This is a genomic window from Burkholderia sp. Bp8986, from assembly GCF_003854225.1.
Taxonomy (GTDB): domain Bacteria; phylum Pseudomonadota; class Gammaproteobacteria; order Burkholderiales; family Burkholderiaceae; genus Burkholderia.
The window spans coordinates 19744-36370 of sequence record NZ_QTQM01000014.1 but is presented as its reverse complement, the minus strand read 5'-3'; the positions used below and the strand labels follow the sequence as shown (position 1 = coordinate 36370).

General features: G+C 68.7%; 15 protein-coding genes. 6 read left to right on the top strand and 9 right to left on the bottom strand.

Annotated features, from left to right (window positions below; genetic code table 11):
- Positions 1–39: 39 nt before the first annotated feature.
- The 8 genes from DID99_RS15115 to DID99_RS15080 form a co-directional block, all read right to left on the bottom strand.
- Positions 40–1377, bottom strand: a complete 1338-nt coding sequence (locus DID99_RS15115) for an MFS transporter (protein ID WP_044845351.1) — start codon at positions 1375–1377, stop codon at positions 40–42.
- A 172-nt stretch (positions 1378–1549) separates the two neighbouring features.
- Positions 1550–2596, bottom strand: coding sequence for an ABC transporter substrate-binding protein (locus DID99_RS15110; RefSeq protein ID WP_124520359.1), 1047 nt, complete (start codon positions 2594–2596; stop codon positions 1550–1552).
- Positions 2593–3744, bottom strand: a complete 1152-nt coding sequence (locus DID99_RS15105) for an FAD-binding oxidoreductase (protein WP_124667042.1) — start codon at positions 3742–3744, stop codon at positions 2593–2595. The genes DID99_RS15110 and DID99_RS15105 overlap by 4 nt, the downstream gene beginning before the upstream one ends.
- Positions 3737–5182 carry an NAD(P)/FAD-dependent oxidoreductase gene (locus tag DID99_RS15100; RefSeq protein WP_124667041.1) on the bottom strand — a complete coding sequence of 482 codons (1446 nt, stop codon included), beginning with the start codon at positions 5180–5182 and terminating at the stop codon, positions 3737–3739. The genes DID99_RS15105 and DID99_RS15100 overlap by 8 nt, the downstream gene beginning before the upstream one ends.
- The gene (locus DID99_RS15095) at positions 5179–5526 is read right to left on the bottom strand and encodes a (2Fe-2S)-binding protein (RefSeq protein ID WP_124667040.1); all 348 of its coding nucleotides are present in this window, start codon (positions 5524–5526) and stop codon (positions 5179–5181) included. Before DID99_RS15095 ends, DID99_RS15100 begins: the two co-directional genes overlap by 4 nt.
- Entirely contained in the window at positions 5526–6320 is a 795-nt protein-coding gene (locus DID99_RS15090; RefSeq protein ID WP_124667039.1) for an ABC transporter permease, read from the bottom strand. The genes DID99_RS15095 and DID99_RS15090 overlap by 1 nt, the downstream gene beginning before the upstream one ends.
- Complete coding sequence (locus DID99_RS15085) at positions 6317–7315, bottom strand: ABC transporter permease (protein ID WP_124667038.1); 999 nt, start codon at positions 7313–7315, stop codon at positions 6317–6319. The genes DID99_RS15090 and DID99_RS15085 overlap by 4 nt, the downstream gene beginning before the upstream one ends.
- Positions 7316–8398, bottom strand: coding sequence for an ABC transporter ATP-binding protein (locus DID99_RS15080; RefSeq protein WP_044845344.1), 1083 nt, complete (start codon positions 8396–8398; stop codon positions 7316–7318).
- Between the two features lie 294 nt (positions 8399–8692).
- Between DID99_RS15080 and DID99_RS15070 the strand changes: the two genes are divergently transcribed.
- From DID99_RS15070 to DID99_RS15045, 6 genes are all read left to right on the top strand, one after another.
- On the top strand, positions 8693–9583 hold the full coding sequence (locus DID99_RS15070) for an IclR family transcriptional regulator (RefSeq protein ID WP_044845343.1): 891 nt from the start codon (positions 8693–8695) through the stop codon (positions 9581–9583).
- 315 nt (positions 9584–9898) lie between these two features.
- Positions 9899–11014 (top strand): porin, encoded by a 1116-nt coding sequence (locus DID99_RS15065; RefSeq protein WP_409333447.1) that lies wholly within the window; start codon positions 9899–9901, stop codon positions 11012–11014.
- Positions 11015–11053: 39 nt separating this feature from the next.
- Entirely contained in the window at positions 11054–11266 is a 213-nt protein-coding gene (locus DID99_RS15060) for a DUF3311 domain-containing protein (protein WP_124528938.1), read from the top strand.
- The gene (locus DID99_RS15055; RefSeq protein ID WP_044845341.1) at positions 11263–12741 is read left to right on the top strand and encodes a sodium:solute symporter; all 1479 of its coding nucleotides are present in this window, start codon (positions 11263–11265) and stop codon (positions 12739–12741) included. Before DID99_RS15060 ends, DID99_RS15055 begins: the two co-directional genes overlap by 4 nt.
- A 103-nt stretch (positions 12742–12844) precedes the next feature.
- On the top strand, positions 12845–14317 hold the full coding sequence (locus tag DID99_RS15050) for an amidohydrolase family protein (RefSeq protein ID WP_124667037.1): 1473 nt from the start codon (positions 12845–12847) through the stop codon (positions 14315–14317).
- A 131-nt stretch (positions 14318–14448) separates the two neighbouring features.
- Positions 14449–14832, top strand: a complete 384-nt coding sequence (locus DID99_RS15045) for a hypothetical protein (protein ID WP_124522053.1) — start codon at positions 14449–14451, stop codon at positions 14830–14832.
- Between the two features lie 112 nt (positions 14833–14944).
- Here the strand turns inward: DID99_RS15045 and DID99_RS15040 are convergent, their stop codons facing one another.
- Entirely contained in the window at positions 14945–16507 is a 1563-nt protein-coding gene (locus DID99_RS15040) for a methyl-accepting chemotaxis protein (RefSeq protein ID WP_124667036.1), read from the bottom strand.
- Positions 16508–16627: the final 120 nt, after the last annotated feature.

The window sequence follows — 16627 nt, the reverse complement described above, 5'->3', positions numbered from 1 at the left end:
GTTCGCCGGCCGGAAGCGTCGCGTGCGCGGCGGCTACGCTCATGCCGCGTCGCCGCGCGTGTCGGCAGCAGGCGCGCCGCGCGTCTCGCGCATCACGCACAGTGTCGCGACGGTCACGAGGCCGAGCGCCACGAGGAACAGCGACACGGGCCACGACGCGTGATAGCGCGCGAGCAGTGCGGTCGCGATCAGCGGCGACATGCCACCCGCGAAGATCGACGCGACTTCATGGCCGAGCGCGACGCCCGAATAGCGCACCTCGGTGCTGAACAGCTCGCCGACCAGCGCGGGCAGCGTGCCGATCATGGCGCCGTGGCTCACCGCGGTGCCGACCGTCAGCGCGAGCCACACGAGCGGCGTCGCGCGCGTGTCGAGCAACCAGAAGAACGGAAACGCGCACGCGACGAGGCTCAGCGCGCCGATCAGGTACACGGGCTTGCGGCCGATCCGGTCGGACAGCCGGCCCCACGCGAGCATCGCGCCCATTTCGACGATCATCGCGATCATCACGCCGGTCAGCATCACGCCGTTCGGGATGCCGACGTATTTGCCGTAGACGAGCGAGAACGCGAGGAAGATGTACGCACCGCCGTTTTCGGCGACGCGCAGCCCCATCGCGAGCAGGATTTCCTTCGGATGGCGGCGGATGCATTCGACGATCGGCAAGTGCGTGTGCGCGCCGCGCTTGCCGGCCTGCTCGTAGTCGCGGCTTTCCGGCAGGTGTCGGCGGATGTAGATGCCGATCGCGAAGATCGCGATGCTCGCGAGGAACGGCAGCCGCCAGCCCCACGTGCGGAACGCGTCGTCGGGCAGCGCCTGGGCGGCGAGAAACGCGGCCGACGACAGCACGAAGCCGCCGCCGACGCCGAGCTGGCTCCACGCCGCGTAGTAGCCGCGCTGCTCGGGCGGCGCGTTCTCGCTGATCATCAGCACGCCGCCGCCCCATTCGCCGCCGGACGCGATGCCTTGCAGCAGCCGCAGCACGACGAGCGCCGCCGGCGCCCACAGGCCGACCTGCGCATAGGTCGGCAGCAGGCCGATCGCGAACGTCGACGCGCCCATGATCAGCAGCGTCCACACGAGCGACGCCTTGCGGCCGTAGCGGTCGCCGACATGCCCGAACACGATCCCGCCGAGCGGCCGCGCGACGAAGCCGAGCGCGAACGCGGCGAACGCTGCGAGGCTGCCCGCGAGCGGCGACGCGCCGGGCGGAAAGAACACGTGGCCGAACACGAGCGCGGCGGCCGTGCCGTAGACGAAGAAGTCGTACCACTCCATCGCGTTGCCGGCGACGGAGGCGATGACGATGCGGCGAAGCTGCCGGTCGGCGAGCGGCCGGGCGGCGCTCGGGGATTGCATGGTGTCGGTCGGGTACATGGCGGACTCTGAAGGGGGCGGGTGCGTGCCGTCTCTGCGACGCATGCGGCACTGCGGGCTAGTGTTGTCGGCACCGCCGCCCCGGTCAAATCCGCAGAAAAAGGGGAGTGTCATCACTCCCGCAAATGATGGTCGTGGCGCGCACGGCCGTACCCGCGAACGCCGGTGCCCGTCACCGCTCGATCTGCCGGTTCCAGCGCGTGTCCCACTGCGCGCGGCGGGCGTTGATCGCCGTCCAGTCGACCACCGTCAACTTGCGCACCAGATCGTCGACGCTGCCGAGGCTTTGCTGCATCGCAGCGGGCATCTTCGCGAGGCGATTGGTCGGGATCTGCTTGCCGGCTTCGGCCGCCTTCGTCTGCGCGGGTGCGGACAGCAGGAACTGCGCGAGCTTCTGGGCCAGTTGCGGGTCCGGGTTGTTCGCGACCACGCACAGGTCGACGAGCAGCAGCACCGGGCCTTCCTTCGGGTTCGCATACGCGACCGGAATGCCCTTGTCCTGCAGGTCGCCGACGCCGGTCGGCGTCAGCGGGAACAGGCCGGCCTCGCCGGTCTGCACCATCTCGGAGATCTTCGCCGAGTTCGGGATGTACTCGACGACGTTCGGCCCGACCGTGCTCGCCCACTTGCTGAAGCCGGGCTCGACGTTCTGTTCGCTGCCGCCGAGCAGCCGGTTGATCGCGAGAAATCCGTGCAGCCCGAACGTGCTGCTCGACGCGGACTGGAACACGACCTTGCCCTTGTATTTCGGGTCGGCGAAATCCATCCACGACGTCGGCGGCGCCCAGCCTTTCTCCGCGAACAGTTTCTTGTTGTACGCGATGCCGGTCATGCCGAGCTGCACGCCCGCGCCGACGTCGTCCTTCATTCGCGCGAACGGATAAAGCTCCTTCAGTACCGGCGAGTCGTCGAGCTTCTGGCATACACCGAGGCTGACCGCGCGCGCCATCACACCGTCGTCGAGGAACGCGACGTGGATTTGCGGTTTGTTGCGGTTCGCGAGCAGCTTCGCGAGCACGTCGGACGAGGTGCCGGGCACGACGATGACCTTCACGTTGTTCGCCTTCTCGAAGTCGGGCAGCACCTGGCTTGTATAGGCCTTTTCCATCGGGCCGCCGTTCATGCCGACGTAGATCGTCTTGGTTTGCGCGAACGCCGGCGCGCCGGCGCCTGCGAGGCAGAGGGCGGCAGCCGCCGCGATCGTTCCGAGCAGTTTCATCGTTGGGTCTCCTCTTGACGGAAAGGGGCGGTCGGCGCGGCTTTGGGGAAGAAGCGGCCGATCGAGAATGCATCGAGTGGCGTGGCGGTTTCGCCGATTGTGACGAGCTCGGCGAGCACTTCGCCGACGCCCGGCGCGAGCAGGAAGCCACCGCCGGAAAAGCCGAACGCATGCAGCAGGTTCGGCGTGGTACGGCTAGCGCCGATGATCGGGTTGTGGTCGGGCGTGCAGCCTTCGACGCCGCTCCACGTGCGGATCAGCAGCGCGTCGCGCAATGCGGGCAGCAGCGCGCACGCATCGCGCATCACCGCGCGCGTCGTGTCGACCGACGGCTGGCCGAACTCGCCGTCGCCGCGGCCGCGCCCGCCGCCGATCACGCAGTTGCCGCGCGCGACCTGCCGGGCGTACACGCCGCCGCCGTACACGCCGAGGTTGTGCGTGATGAACGGCGGCAGCGGTTCGGTCACCCACATGTTCGGGTAGATCGGCTCCATCGGCACGGCTTCGCCGAAGCGCTCGGCGATCGTGTTCGCCCATGCGCCGGCCGAGTTGATCAGCCACGTCGAACTGAACGCACGGCCGCCCGCAACGACATGAAAACGCGTGCCATCGTGCCGGGCGTCGTCGACCGGCGTGTGCTCGAACACGTCGGCACCCGCTGCGCGGGCCGCGCGTGCGAACGCGGGCGACACGACGCGCGGGTTCGCGTGCCCATCGGTCGCGCACAGCGAGCCGCCGACCGCCGCGCGGCCGAGCCACGGGTAGCGGCGGCGGAACGCGTCGCCGCGCATCACCTGCAACGGCACGCCGTGCTCGCCGGCAAGCGTCGCGTAGGCATCGAGCGCATCGAGATCGGCGTCGCTGCGCGCGAGCCGCAAATGACCCGACACGACGAATTCGCCGTCGATGCCGATCAGCTCGGGCAGGCGATCCCAGATGCGCCGCGCGCGCAGCGCGAGCGGCAGTTGTTCGGCGGGGCGGCCCTGGCAGCGCACGCCGCCGTAGTTCACGCCGCTTGCCTGCGCGCCGCAGTCGCGGCGCTCGAACAGCGCGACGCGCAAGCCGTGCCGCGTGAGCGCCAGCGCAGCCGAAGCGCCGACGAGCCCGCCGCCGACGATCGCGACGTCGTAGTGACGGCGTTCACTCATCGCGTGCCTCGTCGGGAATCGCCGCGACATCGTCGCCCGCGAGTGCGGCGGAGATCGGGAACGGCTTCACCGGCGGTTGCGCGCGCAACCGGCCGACGTCCGCGAGCGCGCGGCCGGTTTCCGCGGCGAGCACGAGTGCGGTCGCGTCGCCGCACATGCGGCCCTGGCAGCGGCCCATCCCGGCGCGTGTCAGCGCCTTCAGCCGGTTCAGCTCGGTCGCTTCGCCACCGCGGATGCAGCGTCGCAGCGTACCCGCGTCGATTTCCTCGCAGCGGCACACGATCGTGTCGTCCGGGCAGCGCGCGGCGAGTGCGGCGGGCGGCGCGAACGCCGCTTCGAGGCCGGCACGGAACGCGCCGAGCCGGGCGAGCGTGCGATCGAGCGTCGCTACATCGGGCTTGCCGGCCAGCGACGGCGACGACGACGGCATCGCGATACCCGCATCCCCGAGCAGCGCGAGCGCCGCGCGCCGCCCGGACGCCTCGGCCGCGTCGGCGCCTGCGATGCCGGCACCGTCGCCCGCCACGTAGATGCCGCGCACCGACGTGCGGCCGGCCGCATCGCGTTCGGGCAGCCATGCGCGGTTGAGCGGATCGAAACGGAACCGGCAGCCGGCGAGATCCGCGAGCTGGGTCTCGGAACGCAGCCCGAAGCCGAGGCCGAGCGCATCGCAGTCGAGCATCCGCGGCTGCGCGTCGCCGCCGGCCGCGCGCCATGCGAGGCCCGTTACGTGCCGCTCGCCGAGCACGCGCTCGAGCGTGACGCCGGTTTCGATCGCGACGCCGTGCGCGAGCAGCCAGCCGATGTAGTACAGCCCCTTCGCGAATGTGGACGGCATGCGCAGCAGCGCGGGCGTCGCGGCAGCCTGCCGGCGCAGCGGGCTCGTGTCGAGCACGGCCGCGACCTGCGCGCCGGCCTTCGCGTACTGATAGGCGACGAGATACAGCAACGGCCCCGTGCCCGCGAACACGATGCGGCTGCCGATCGCGCAGCCCTGAGCTTTCAGCGCGACTTGCGCGCCGCCGAGCGTATAGACGCCCGCGAGCGTCCACCCGGGTACCGGCAGCATGCGATCGGTCGCGCCGCTCGCGACGATCAGGTGCGAGAACGGCACGGTCGTTTCGCGGCCGTCCTGCAGCGTGTCGACGCGGCCCGCGCCGCACGCCCAGGCGAGCGTGTTCGGCCGATAGTCGACGTGCGGCAGCAACGCGGCCATGGTGCGGTGCACGGCATCGGCCTTCGCGGCCTCGAAGCCGTACAGCGCGCGCTTGCCGCGCGCGAACGCGCCGTCGGCCGGCGGCTGGCGATAGATCTGCCCGCCCCAGCGCGCGTTCTCGTCGATCACGATGGGGCGCAGCCCCGCGTCGACCAGCGCCTCGGCCGCGCGCACGCCGGCCGGCCCCGCGCCGACGATCACCGGCCGCAGTGCGTCGCTCATGATGCGTCTCCGGCCGTGTCGGGCTGCGCGCCGGTGAGAATCCGCATGCCATCGGCGATCGGCGTCGAGCAGGCGCGCACGCGGGCGCCGGCCTCGGTGCGGACCCAGCAGTCCTGGCACGCGCCGATCAGGCAGAAGCCCGCGCGCGGCTTACCGCTGAATTCGCTCACGCGCACGCGGCGCTGCGCGACGAGGATCGCGGTGAGCACGGTGTCGCCGGCGAGCGCCTGCGCGGGGCGGCCATCGAGCGTGAACGCGACGGCGGCGCGCTCGCGTTCGGCGACGCGCACGAATTGCGCGCCGGCGTCCGCGTTGTCGGTGGAGCGGGAAACGAAGGTCGTCATCAGTGTTGGCCGATCAGGATGCGGTTCAGGCCGTACACGCGATCGAGCAGCAGCATCGCGCCGGCGGTGATGAAGATGACCAGCGCCGATACCGACGCCATCATCGGATCGATCGATTCGGTCGCATACATGTACATGCGCACCGGCAGCGTGACCGTCTGCGGCGACGTGACGAAGATCGACATCGTCAGCTCGTCGAAGCTGTTGATGAACGCGAGCAGCCAGCCGCCGGTGATGCCAGGCAGGATCATCGGCAGCGTGATGCGGCGGAACGTCGTCCACGGGTCGGCGCCGAGCGAGCACGCGGCCTGCTCGATGCTGCGGTCGAGGCCCGCGACGGACGCGAGCACGAGCCGCATCACGAACGGCGTGATGACGATCATGTGCGCGAGCACCAGCCATGCGAACGAGCCGGTCGCGCCGATCAGCGCAAAGAAGCGCAGCAGCGCGATGCCGAGCACGAGGCCGGGAATCACGAGCGGCGACAGCAACAGGCCGTTCAGGAACGCGCGGCCGGGAAAGGTCGCGCGGCCGATCGCGAGCCCGGCGGGCAACGCGATGGCGAGCGACAGCGTCGCCGACGCGAATGCGAGCTTCACGCTGTTGGCGAACGCGGTGACGAAGTCCGGATAGTCGAGGATCGCGCGGAACCAGCGCAGCGACAGGCCATGCGTCGGCAGCGTCAGCGTTTCTTCGGGCGTGAACGCGACCAGCACGACGATCGCGAGCGGCGCGAGCACGAACAGGATCACGAGCGTATGGAACGCCAGGGCGAACGGGCCGTTCTTTCTCATCGGGAAGCGCCTCCGAGGCTGCGCGCATAGCGGCGTTCGAGCACGCGGTAGTAGGTGAGCATCACGACGAGGTTCGCGACCAGCAACAGCACCGCGATCGTCGCGCCGAGCGGCCAGTTCAGCGAGCCGAGGAATTCGTCGTAGACGGCGGTCGCCGCGACCTTCAGGCGGCGTCCGCCGAGCAGGCCGGGAATCGCGAACGCGCTCGCCGACAGCCCGAACACCATCAGGCTGCCCGACAGCACGCCCGGCATCAGCTGCGGCACGACGATGCGGCGCAGCGTCGTGAACGGCGACGCGCCGAGCGACAGCGCCGCGTGCTCGGTCTGCGGATCGAGCCGCTGCAGTGCCGTCCAGACGGGAATCACCATGAACGGCAGCATCACGTGGACGAGCGCGATCACGATCGCGAACGTCGTGTATTCCAGCTTGTACGGCCCGAGGCCGACGAGCCCGAGTGCCTGGTTCACGAGCCCGCTCGTGTTCAGCAGCATGCTCCAGCCGAACGCGCGCACGACGACCGACACGAGCAGCGGAGCAAGGATGACGAGCAGGAACAGCGAGCGCCACGGATCGCGCATCTTCGACAGCACGTACGCTTCGGGTGTGCCGATCGCGACGCAGATCGCGGTGGTCAGCGCGGCGATGCCGAACGTGCGCGCGAAGATCGTGTGGAAGTACGACGAGCCGAGCACCTCCGCGTAGTTGCCGAGCTGGAAGGCGGCGATCGGACCTGTGGCCGGGTCGTAACTGTAGAACGTGAGCGCGAAGGTCATCGCGAGCGGCACGAGCACGAGCGCCGCGAACAGTGCGAACGCGGGCGCGCACATCAGCCACAGCGGCGCGTGCGCACGCCACGTCGCGCGCAGCGCAACGCTGCCGGTGCGAAGCGGAACGGCGTCGGCCGCGTTGGCCGCCGCGGTCGCGGCCGCGCCCGATGGCGCGAGCCCGGCCGGCGCGCCGTCGGTCGAAAGCGGACGGGTAGGCTGTCGCATTCAGGCCTCCCGGCGCATCACGCGCACCGCGTCGCTGTGCCAGTCGACGCCGACCGGCGCGCCTTCCGCGAGCGGCTCCGCGCCTTCGTTCTGGCAGCACACGAGCACTTCGCCGAGCGCGCTGTCGACGCGGTACAGCCACTGGCTGCCGAGGAAGAAGCGGCTCGTGACGGTCGCGGCGAAGCGGCCCGCGCCGGGTGCGCACAGTCGTAGCTTCTCGGGACGGATGCACACCGACACGGCATCGCCGATGCGCACGTCGCGCTCGCGCGCCGGCAGGTGCACGGTGCGGCCGGTCTCCGCGAGATCGTGGCCGAGATCGATGCGGATCGCGTCGCCGTCGTGCGCGACGATCGTGCCGGGCAGCAGGTTCGCCTTGCCGATGAACTGCGACACGAAGTGGTTCTCCGGGCGTTCGTACGCGCGGTACGGCGTGTCCGTCTGCGTGATGCGGCCGGCTTCCATCACGACCACGCGATCGCTGATCGACAGCGCTTCCGATTGATCATGCGTGACCATGATCGTCGTCGTGCCGATCTTGCGCTGGATCGCGCGCAGTTCGAACTGCATCTCCTCGCGCAGCTTCGCGTCGAGGTTCGACATCGGCTCGTCGAGCAGCAGCACCGGCGGCTCGATCACGACCGCGCGCGCGATCGCGACGCGCTGCCGCTGCCCGCCGGACAATTCACGCGGAAAGCGGTGCGCGAGCGCATCGAGGCGCACGAGCGCGAGCGCCGCGCGGATGCGCTCGGCGCGCTCCGCCTTGTCGACGCCGCGCATGTCGAGCCCGAAGCCGACGTTCTCCGCGACGCTCATGTGCGGAAACAGCGCATAGCTCTGGAACACGATGCCGAGCCCGCGGCGGTTCGGCTTCATGTGCGTGATGTCCTGCCCGTCGAGCGCGATGCGGCCGCGGGTGACGTCGACGAAGCCGGCGATCATCTGCAGCGTCGTGGTCTTGCCGCAGCCCGACGGCCCGAGCAGCGACACGAATTCGCCTTGTTCGACCGACAGGTTGACGTCGGCGACGGCGGTGAGCGCGCCGAACGATTTCGTCAGATCCGTAAGCGTGAGAAACGACATGGAGCACTCCGGGTTCGCACACCGCATGGCCGGTGCGTCATTGACGCGGACTCTAGCCAGCCATATTTCGGAGCGTCAATTTGGAATTCTGCTCAACGAGATGAATTTCAGAAAAATTCCAGTGAACGGAATGCTTTGCTGGGTCGCCGGAAAATCGTTCCGTTGAATGAAGGGCGGGCAGGTGGTGAAAGACGCGCGTCAATCCCGTGCACACCCGGATGCCGCGCGCATTTTGGCGACACGACAATGGCAGCTGATGTATTCCGTTCAATGAAATCATCGAGGAGAATCCGCATGCAGGAACCGCATTCGCCCGGAACGTCGCGTGCCGTACGCATGCCGGCCGCGGACGAGGACGCCGCCGTCGATGCGGCCGGCGCGCCGGGCACCGGCATGCTGCAGCGTGCGTTCGCGATCCTGCGCGCGCTGGCCGGCATGCAGCAGGACGGCGTGCGTGTCACGCACCTCGCGAAGGCCGTCGGCCTCACGCAGGGCACCGCGCACCGGATCCTGCAATCGCTGATCGCCGAAGGGATGGTCGAGCAGGACGAACAGTCGAAGCTGTACCGGCTGAGCGTCGACTTCTTCGCGCTCGCCGCGCTGGCCGGCAACCCGAGCAGCATGCGCACGCTGTGCCGGCCTGCGCTGCTGCGGCTGTGCGCGAGCCTCGGCGAGACGATCTTCCTGCTCGTGAAGAGCGGCTTCGACGCGGTGTGTCTCGATCTGTGCGAAGGCCCGTTCCCGATCCGTTCGTTCACCGGGGACATCGGCGGGCGCATTGCGCTCGGCGTCGGGCAGGGCAGCCTCGCGATCCTCGCGTTCCTGCCGGAAGCCGAGCGCGAGGAAGTGATCCGCTTCAACGTGCCGCGCATTCGCGGTTACGGCGTGCTCGACGAGGTCTACCTGCGCACCGAGATCGAGCGCGTGCGCGAGCTCGGCTACGCGGGCCGCAACAGCGGCGTGCTCGACGGGATGGCCGGCGTCGCGGTGCCGATCCTCGATCGCACCGGCTACCCGGTCGGCGCGCTGAGCGTTGGCACGCTGGCGTCGCGGCTCGGCGACGACCGGATGCCGATGGTCGTCGAACTGCTCCGGCGCCAGGCCGATGCGATCGGCCCGCGCACGAATCCGTTCGACGCCGCATTGCGGCGGCCGATGCACGGTCTATCCGGGAAAACCGCATAGGCGCGTCGCGCGTTACCGTTTCGTCAGCTTTCTTACGCGAGCCATTCATGTCTGAGCAGAATGCGTCGCGTCCGGCGGGCTTCCATGCTTTCTATCGGCTTGCAGACGCGCGCATTCGCCGCCCGTTTCCCCTTCATCCGTCTCCATTCGATTTTCAACTGCCGCCCAGTTGAACATTTCATTTCTTGATGCGACTGCGGCTGGATACCATCCAGCCACTGTCTATACAAGCCGACCGGCGCGTATGGCCAGCATCAACAAAACACAACATCGACAAGACGGTTTGGAGAGGAGATGACGGAGATGGTGCGAACGATGGGCAGGAAGACGGGCGTCGCGTGCATGAGCGCAGCCATGGCGATGAGTTTCGCCGGCGCCGCGCACGCGCAGTCGACGGTGACGCTGTACGGGATCGTCGACGCCGGCGTGACCTACACGAACAATTCGAAGGGCCATGCGCTGTGGCAGTTCACGGGCGGCAACGAATCGGGCCCGCGCTGGGGCTTGATCGGCAGCGAGGATCTCGGCGGCGGCCTGAAGGCGAACTTCCGGCTCGAGAACGGCTTCAACGTCGCGAACGGCGCGCTCGGGCAGGGCGGCCGGATGTTCGGCCGCTCCGCGTGGGTCGGCCTGAGCGGTGCGAACTGGGGCGCGGTGACGCTCGGCCGCCAGTACAACTCGACGCAGGACATCCTCGGCTCGCTGCAGATGAGCAGCTTCCTCGCGCAGTACTCGACGCACCCGTTCGACAACGACGACATCAACAATAGTTTCCGCACCAACAACGCGGTCAAGTACGTGTCGCCGACGATCGCGGGCCTGCAGGCGAACCTGATGTACGGGTTCTCGAACTCGACGGGCTTCTCGAACGACAACTCGTGGAGCGCCGGCGTCACCTATACGCACGGGCCGCTCAATGCAGGCGCCGCCTATGCGCGCGTGAACCATCCGGCGGCCAGCGCGACGGGCGCCGTTGCGTCCGACAACTACTACCCGGGCTCGGCGTCGGTGTTCGGCGCCGGCCTGTCGAGCGCGGTGCGCCAGCAGATCTGGGGCGCGGGCGGCAATTACACGATCGGCGCGGCGACGCTCGGGCTGCTGTACACGGGCTCGAACTTCGGCCAGGCGACGGGCGGCGCGCTGCGCTTCAACAACTACGAAGGCAGCGTGCGCTACCTGATCACGCCCGCGCTGATGGCCGCGGCCGGCTATACCTATACGAAGGTCGCGCGCGGCGCCGACGACGGTCACTATCAGCAGGTGTCGGCCGGCCTGCAGTACCTGCTGTCGAAGCGCACCGACGTGTACGTGAACGGCTTCTACCAGAAGGCGTCGTCGGGCGTGGGCCACGCGTGGATCGACGGGACCGACGGGCCGTCGTCGACGACGTCGCAGGTGGCGGTGGTGGTCGGCATCCGCCAGAAGTTCTGATGCGCTGACGCGTTCGCGCGTCTTCCGGAGGAGACATAGATGAAATTCAGACTGTTGCTGGCGGCGCTGCCGTTCGTCGGGATGTACACCGGCGGCTCGATCGCCGAGGTGCGGCCGCTGCTGTTCGGCCTGCCGTTCCTGCTCGTGTGGAACCTGATCTGGATGGCGGCGACCGCCGCGATCCTCGCGATCCTGTTCCACCTCGACGAGCGCGACGCGGCCCGCGACGGCCGCACGGGAGACGCGCGATGAACGCCTCGATCATCATCATCGCGGCGTTCGCCGTGTTCGCGCTCGCGATCGGCGTGATGGCGCGGCGCGGCCGCAAGCTCACGCTCGAGCAGTGGGCGGTCGGCGGGCGCGGCTTCGGTTCGCTGCTCACGTTCCTGCTGATGGCCGGCGAGGCGTTCTCGACGTTCTCGTTCCTCGGCGCGAGCGGCTGGACCTACAGCAAGGGCGTGCCCGCGTTCTACATCCTGTCGTACGGCTGCCTCGCGTTCGTGATCGGCTACTGGATGCTGCCCGCGGTGTGGCGCTACGCGAAGGCGCGCGGGCTCGTGTCGTTCGCCGACTACTTCGCGTCGAAGTACGACAGCCGCGCGATCGGCGTGCTGGTGTCGGTCGTGGCCGTGTTCGCGATGGTGTCGCTGCTGATGATCCAGCTGCGCGGCCTCGGCGTGATCGTGTCCGAGATGTCGTACGGGCTGATTCCGCAAGCGGCCGCGATCTGGATCGCCGCGACGCTGATGGCCGTGTACATGGTCGTGTCGGGCATCCACGGTTCGGCGAGCATCGCGATCTTCAAGGACGTGTTGATCCTCGCGATCGCGATCTTCCTCGGCCTGTACCTGCCGATGCACTACTACGGCGGCCTCGGCGAGATGTTCGCGAAGATCGACGCCGCGCATCCCGAACTGCTGCGCATGCCCGAGCACGGCTTCAACCTGAGCTGGTACAACTCGACGATCCTGCTCACGTCGCTCGGCTATTACCTGTACCCGCACGGCTTCACCGCGATCTACGTCGCGAAGGACGAACGCGCGCTGCGCCGCAACGTGATCCTGATGCCGCTGTACCAGGTGCTGATCGCGTTCCTGTTCCTCGTCGGCTTCGCGGCCGTGATGACGGTGCACGGGCTCGAAGGCGCGCAGACCGATCTGGCGCTGCTGCGTCTCGTGAAGCAGACGTTCCCCGCGTGGTTCGTCGGCATCGTCGGCGGCACGGGCCTGCTGACCGCGCTGGTGCCGGGCTCGCTGATCATGCTGAACGCCTCGACGACGATCGCGCGCAACATCTACCGCGAAGGCTTCGCGCCGAACGCGACCGACCGCGAGGTGACGCGCGTCGCGCGGATCGCGCTGCCGATCTTCACGCTGGTGGTTGTCTACTTCGTGCTGCGCGGCGGCGCGACCTTCGTCACGCTCGCGATCTTCTCGTCGAGCCTGCTCACGCAGCTCGTACCGATGCTCGCGTCGAGCTTCCTGAAGCGGCCGTTCGGCACGCGGGAAGGCGCGTTCGCAGGGATCGTCGCCGGTGCGATCGTGATCGCGCTGACGAACTACTACGGCGTGACGCTCGCGTCGCTGTTCCCCGGCGCATCCAGCACGCTGACGTCGATCAACCCCGGACTCGTCGCACTCGCGGTGAACGCGGTGGTGTTCATCGCGATCAGCGCGGCACAGCGCAAGCTGAAGGCGCGCGTGGCTGCGCCGGCCCGCTCCGCGTGACGACCCGATCGGCGTGCCGCCGCCGAACCGCCGGGCGACTGCCCGGCGGTTTTTCCGTGCGGCGGCGCCCGGCCCCTTCTAACTACAACAGGACACCGAAACGATGACGACCGAGAACAAGGCCGACGACCGGCGTGAAGCGATCGACACCCTGATCGCGAATGGCTGCGTGATCACGATGGACCCGCAGCGGCGCGTGATCGAGAACGGCGCGGTTGCCGTGAGGGGCGACCGCATCGTCGCCGTCGGCGACACCGCCGAATTGCACGCGCGCTTCCGTGCCGCGCGCACGATCGACGCACGCCGCAAGGCCGTGCTGCCGGGCCTGATCGATGCGCATGCGCACGCGGGCCACGCGATGCTGCGCACGATCGGCGGCGCGGACGGCGATGCGTGGTCGGCCGCGGCCGAGACGATCTATACGCGCGCGTCGGACGAGGCGTTCTGGGAAACCGAATCGCATCTCGCGGCGCTCGAACGGCTGAAGGCCGGCGTGACGACCGGCGTGTCGCTGCTCGGCGGCGGCAACTCGATCATGCGCGTTGACGATCCCGTCTACGCGCGGCGTCATTGCGATGCCGTGGTGCGCACCGGCACGCGCTCGATCGTGGCCGTCGGCCCGTCGCGCCCGCCCGCGCCGCGTGCATACACGCGCCACGCGCCGGACGGCGGCGAGACGCGCGACATCGATTTCGACACGATGTACGACGTGTGCGAACGCATCGTCGACGAATGCCACGGCGACGCCGACGGGCGGATCCGGATCGCGATCACGCTGCCGGTGTACGGGCCCGAGCACGACCCGGAACTCGCGCAGTACGAGCGGGATTTCCGCGATCAGGCCGCACGCTACGGCGCGCTAGCGCGCGAGCGCGGCCTGACGTTCACGCAGGACGGCCATCGCGCGGGCACGCTCGCGTTCGCGCATCGCGAGCTCGGGCTGCTCGGCCCGACGTCGTTCATGTCGCACAGCATCGACCTCACCGACGCCGATATCGCCGCGTGCGTGGAAACCGGCACCGCGATCGTCCACAACCCGAGCGCGATCATGTCGATCATCGGCCGCTGCCCGGTGCCCGAGCTGATCGATGCGGGCGTGACGGTCGCGATCGCGTCGGACGGCGCGGCGCCCGATCGCGGCTACGACATGTTCCGTCACATGTGGCAGTGCATGCACTACCATCGCCGCCATTTCCGCGACCCCGACGTGCTGCCGCACGGGAAGGTGCTGGAGATGGTGACGATCGACGCGGCGAAGGCGCTGTCGCTCGATCACGAGATCGGCTCGCTCGAAGCCGGCAAGCTCGCCGACATCATCCTCGTCGACCTGTTTCGCCCGCACATGATGCCGATGAACATGCCCGTGTATCGCGTCACGTGTTTCGCGAACGCGGCCGACGTGTGCATGACGATGGTCGGCGGCCGCGTGCTGATGGAGGATCGGCGTGTGCTGTCGGTCGACGAGAACGCGATTCTCGAGCGCGTGATGGAGGTCGCGGAGACGATGATCGAGCGCAGCGGGTTGCGTCGCCTGCTCGACGAACCGAAGACGCTGTGGGGGCGCAGTCACTACTGAGCGAGGCCGCGCGGGCAGGCATTTGCGCGGTGCGATGTCGGCGAGGCCGGTCCTTTCGGGGCCGGCTTTTTTTCTGGTTTCGCCGCCGACGGACATGCTAGGATTTCTCTCAAACAACTTCGGAGACAGCTATGCCGTTCATCTGCGAAAACGTTGAATGTCGTGCCGTGCTGGCGCGCGGGCAGGTCAAGTCTCGCCAGGATGATGCGGGATGGTGCTTCTACTGCCCGGACTGCAAGGCCAGGAACGAGTTGATGGCGATCGGCACGGCCGGTGGCTCCGTCGAACTGGTTCAGCCGGAGCGAGCGAGCCCGCCGCACAAGGTCGTCGCGACGGCCCGGCCACTGGACGACGGCAAATACGCGGCGCAGTTGCGCGTTCAGCGGGCGCTGGCGGTGAGGGGAACCTACGCGGCCGAAGAGCACTGGGAGCAGCTCGGTGTATTCCCCGATGCGCAGGAGGCTGTCGAGCATGCGAAGTCGTTCGCAACCGACCTGCTGGAGCGGGCGGTCTAGTCACACACGGCACACCGCACACCGGCGATCCACCTGTTTCCCGTCACGACACCGGGCTGCGGCCCGGGTGGCGTGACGGGCCGGCCAGCCCGCGACGGGCCGGGCCGTTACATCACGCCGCCGCCGCTTCTCGCAGACGGAATTGCGCGACGGCATCGCTGAGCCGCGCGCCCTGATCCTCGAGCGACAACGCCGCTGCGGCCGCTTCCTCGACCAGCGCGGCATTGCGCTGCATCGTCTGCTCCATCTGGATGACCGCGGCATTCACCTGCTCGATGCCGGCGGACTGCTCGTCGAAGGCGATGCTCGTTTCGCCCATGATCGCGTTCACGCGCTCGACCGCGACGACGAGCTCGGTCATCGCCGAACCGGCGAGTGCGACGAGACCGCTGCCGTCTTCGACGCGCTGCGCGGAATTGCCGATGAGTTCGCGAATCTCCTTCGCCGCCGATGCGCAGCGCTGCGCGAGCCCGCGCACCTCGGTCGCGACGACGGCGAAACCGCGCCCCTGTTCGCCCGCGCGCGCTGCTTCGACGGCGGCGTTCAACGCGAGGATGTTGGTCTGGAATGCGATGCTTTCGATCACGCCGACGATGCCGGAAATCCGCGCGGAGCTGTGCGAGATCGCCGACATCGTCTCGACGACGCGCTGCATCGCGTCTCCGCCCTTTGCCGCGATGCCGGCCGCTCCCTCGGCGTAAGTGCGCGCATCGCGTGCGTTGTCCGCGTTCTGGCGTACGGTTGCCGTCAGTTGCTCCACGCTCGCCGCGGCTTGCTGCAGCGAGACGGACTGCTGCTCGGTGCGGGCGGACAGGTCGACGTTGCCGCTCGCGATCGTGCGCACGTCGCCGACGATCGTCTCGGTGCTCGCGCGCACCTGGCTCACGGTTTCGACGAGGCCGTCCTGCATGCGCTTCAATGCATTCAACAGATACGCCATTTCGTTTTCGCCCGGAATGACGACCGCGCCGGTCAGGTCGCCTTTCGAGATCCTGTCGAAATGCGCGACGGCGAGATGGATCGGCGCGATGATCGCTTTCGCGAGCACGCGCTGCGCCAGGAAGCCGACGACCAGCGCGAAGGCGGCGACCGCCGCCATGGCCCACACGATCCGGTGGAAGCGTTCGCCGGCCGCGTCGTAGCGCGCCTTCTGGCGCGCGACCTGGAACGATTCGAGCGCATCGATCGCTTCCTGGTAGGCGGTGAAGAGTGCCGGCGGCGCGGTGCGGTGCGTGTCGAGGAAGTCGAAGGCGTTGTCGTGGTCGAGTTGCGACATCGCTTTCAGGAAGACCTGATCGAGCAAGGTGCGACGGCGCTGCTGCAGCGTATCGAACAAGGCCTGCTCGTCGGCGTCGCGCGCATGCAACCGCGAGTACGCGTCCAGTTCGTCGTCGCTCTGCTTGAGGAGCGTGTGGAGCTGCGCGATTTCCGCCTTCGCGGCCTGGCCGGCGCTGATGATCTGCGCGACGTCGCTGACGCGTTCGCGCAGCACGAGCATGCGCTCCGAGCTGGTTTTCAGGTGCAGCAGCGACGCGGTGTCGTCGCGGTACATCGCTTCGAGCGAGCCGTTGCCGGCGTAGAGCGCGGCGATGCACGCGCCGACGACCAGGACGAGCAGCGCCGTATAGCCGGCGACGGTCGCGACGAGGCCGCCGCGGATGGTGAGTTTTCGCATGACGTTCCCTTGCCGGCGGCCCGACGGGCGGCCGACGGCGGATGTGGATTCCGGATCACGAACGACGACGGGTGCCGCGTTGAAAGACGGGGCGCCGGGACTGCGAACGGGTTAACGGCG

Coding starts and splice junctions, on each gene's coding strand:
- DID99_RS15115 (WP_044845351.1), bottom strand. CDS start 1,377: ATGTACCCGACCGACACCATGCAATCCCCGAGCGCCGCCCGGCCGCTC.
- DID99_RS15110 (WP_124520359.1), bottom strand. CDS start 2,596: ATGAAACTGCTCGGAACGATCGCGGCGGCTGCCGCCCTCTGCCTCGCA.
- DID99_RS15105 (WP_124667042.1), bottom strand. CDS start 3,744: ATGAGTGAACGCCGTCACTACGACGTCGCGATCGTCGGCGGCGGGCTC.
- DID99_RS15100 (WP_124667041.1), bottom strand. CDS start 5,182: ATGAGCGACGCACTGCGGCCGGTGATCGTCGGCGCGGGGCCGGCCGGC.
- DID99_RS15095 (WP_124667040.1), bottom strand. CDS start 5,526: ATGACGACCTTCGTTTCCCGCTCCACCGACAACGCGGACGCCGGCGCG.
- DID99_RS15090 (WP_124667039.1), bottom strand. CDS start 6,320: ATGAGAAAGAACGGCCCGTTCGCCCTGGCGTTCCATACGCTCGTGATC.
- DID99_RS15085 (WP_124667038.1), bottom strand. CDS start 7,315: ATGCGACAGCCTACCCGTCCGCTTTCGACCGACGGCGCGCCGGCCGGG.
- DID99_RS15080 (WP_044845344.1), bottom strand. CDS start 8,398: ATGTCGTTTCTCACGCTTACGGATCTGACGAAATCGTTCGGCGCGCTC.
- DID99_RS15070 (WP_044845343.1), top strand. CDS start 8,693: ATGCAGGAACCGCATTCGCCCGGAACGTCGCGTGCCGTACGCATGCCG.
- DID99_RS15065 (WP_409333447.1), top strand. CDS start 9,899: ATGGGCAGGAAGACGGGCGTCGCGTGCATGAGCGCAGCCATGGCGATG.
- DID99_RS15060 (WP_124528938.1), top strand. CDS start 11,054: ATGAAATTCAGACTGTTGCTGGCGGCGCTGCCGTTCGTCGGGATGTAC.
- DID99_RS15055 (WP_044845341.1), top strand. CDS start 11,263: ATGAACGCCTCGATCATCATCATCGCGGCGTTCGCCGTGTTCGCGCTC.
- DID99_RS15050 (WP_124667037.1), top strand. CDS start 12,845: ATGACGACCGAGAACAAGGCCGACGACCGGCGTGAAGCGATCGACACC.
- DID99_RS15045 (WP_124522053.1), top strand. CDS start 14,449: ATGCCGTTCATCTGCGAAAACGTTGAATGTCGTGCCGTGCTGGCGCGC.
- DID99_RS15040 (WP_124667036.1), bottom strand. CDS start 16,507: ATGCGAAAACTCACCATCCGCGGCGGCCTCGTCGCGACCGTCGCCGGC.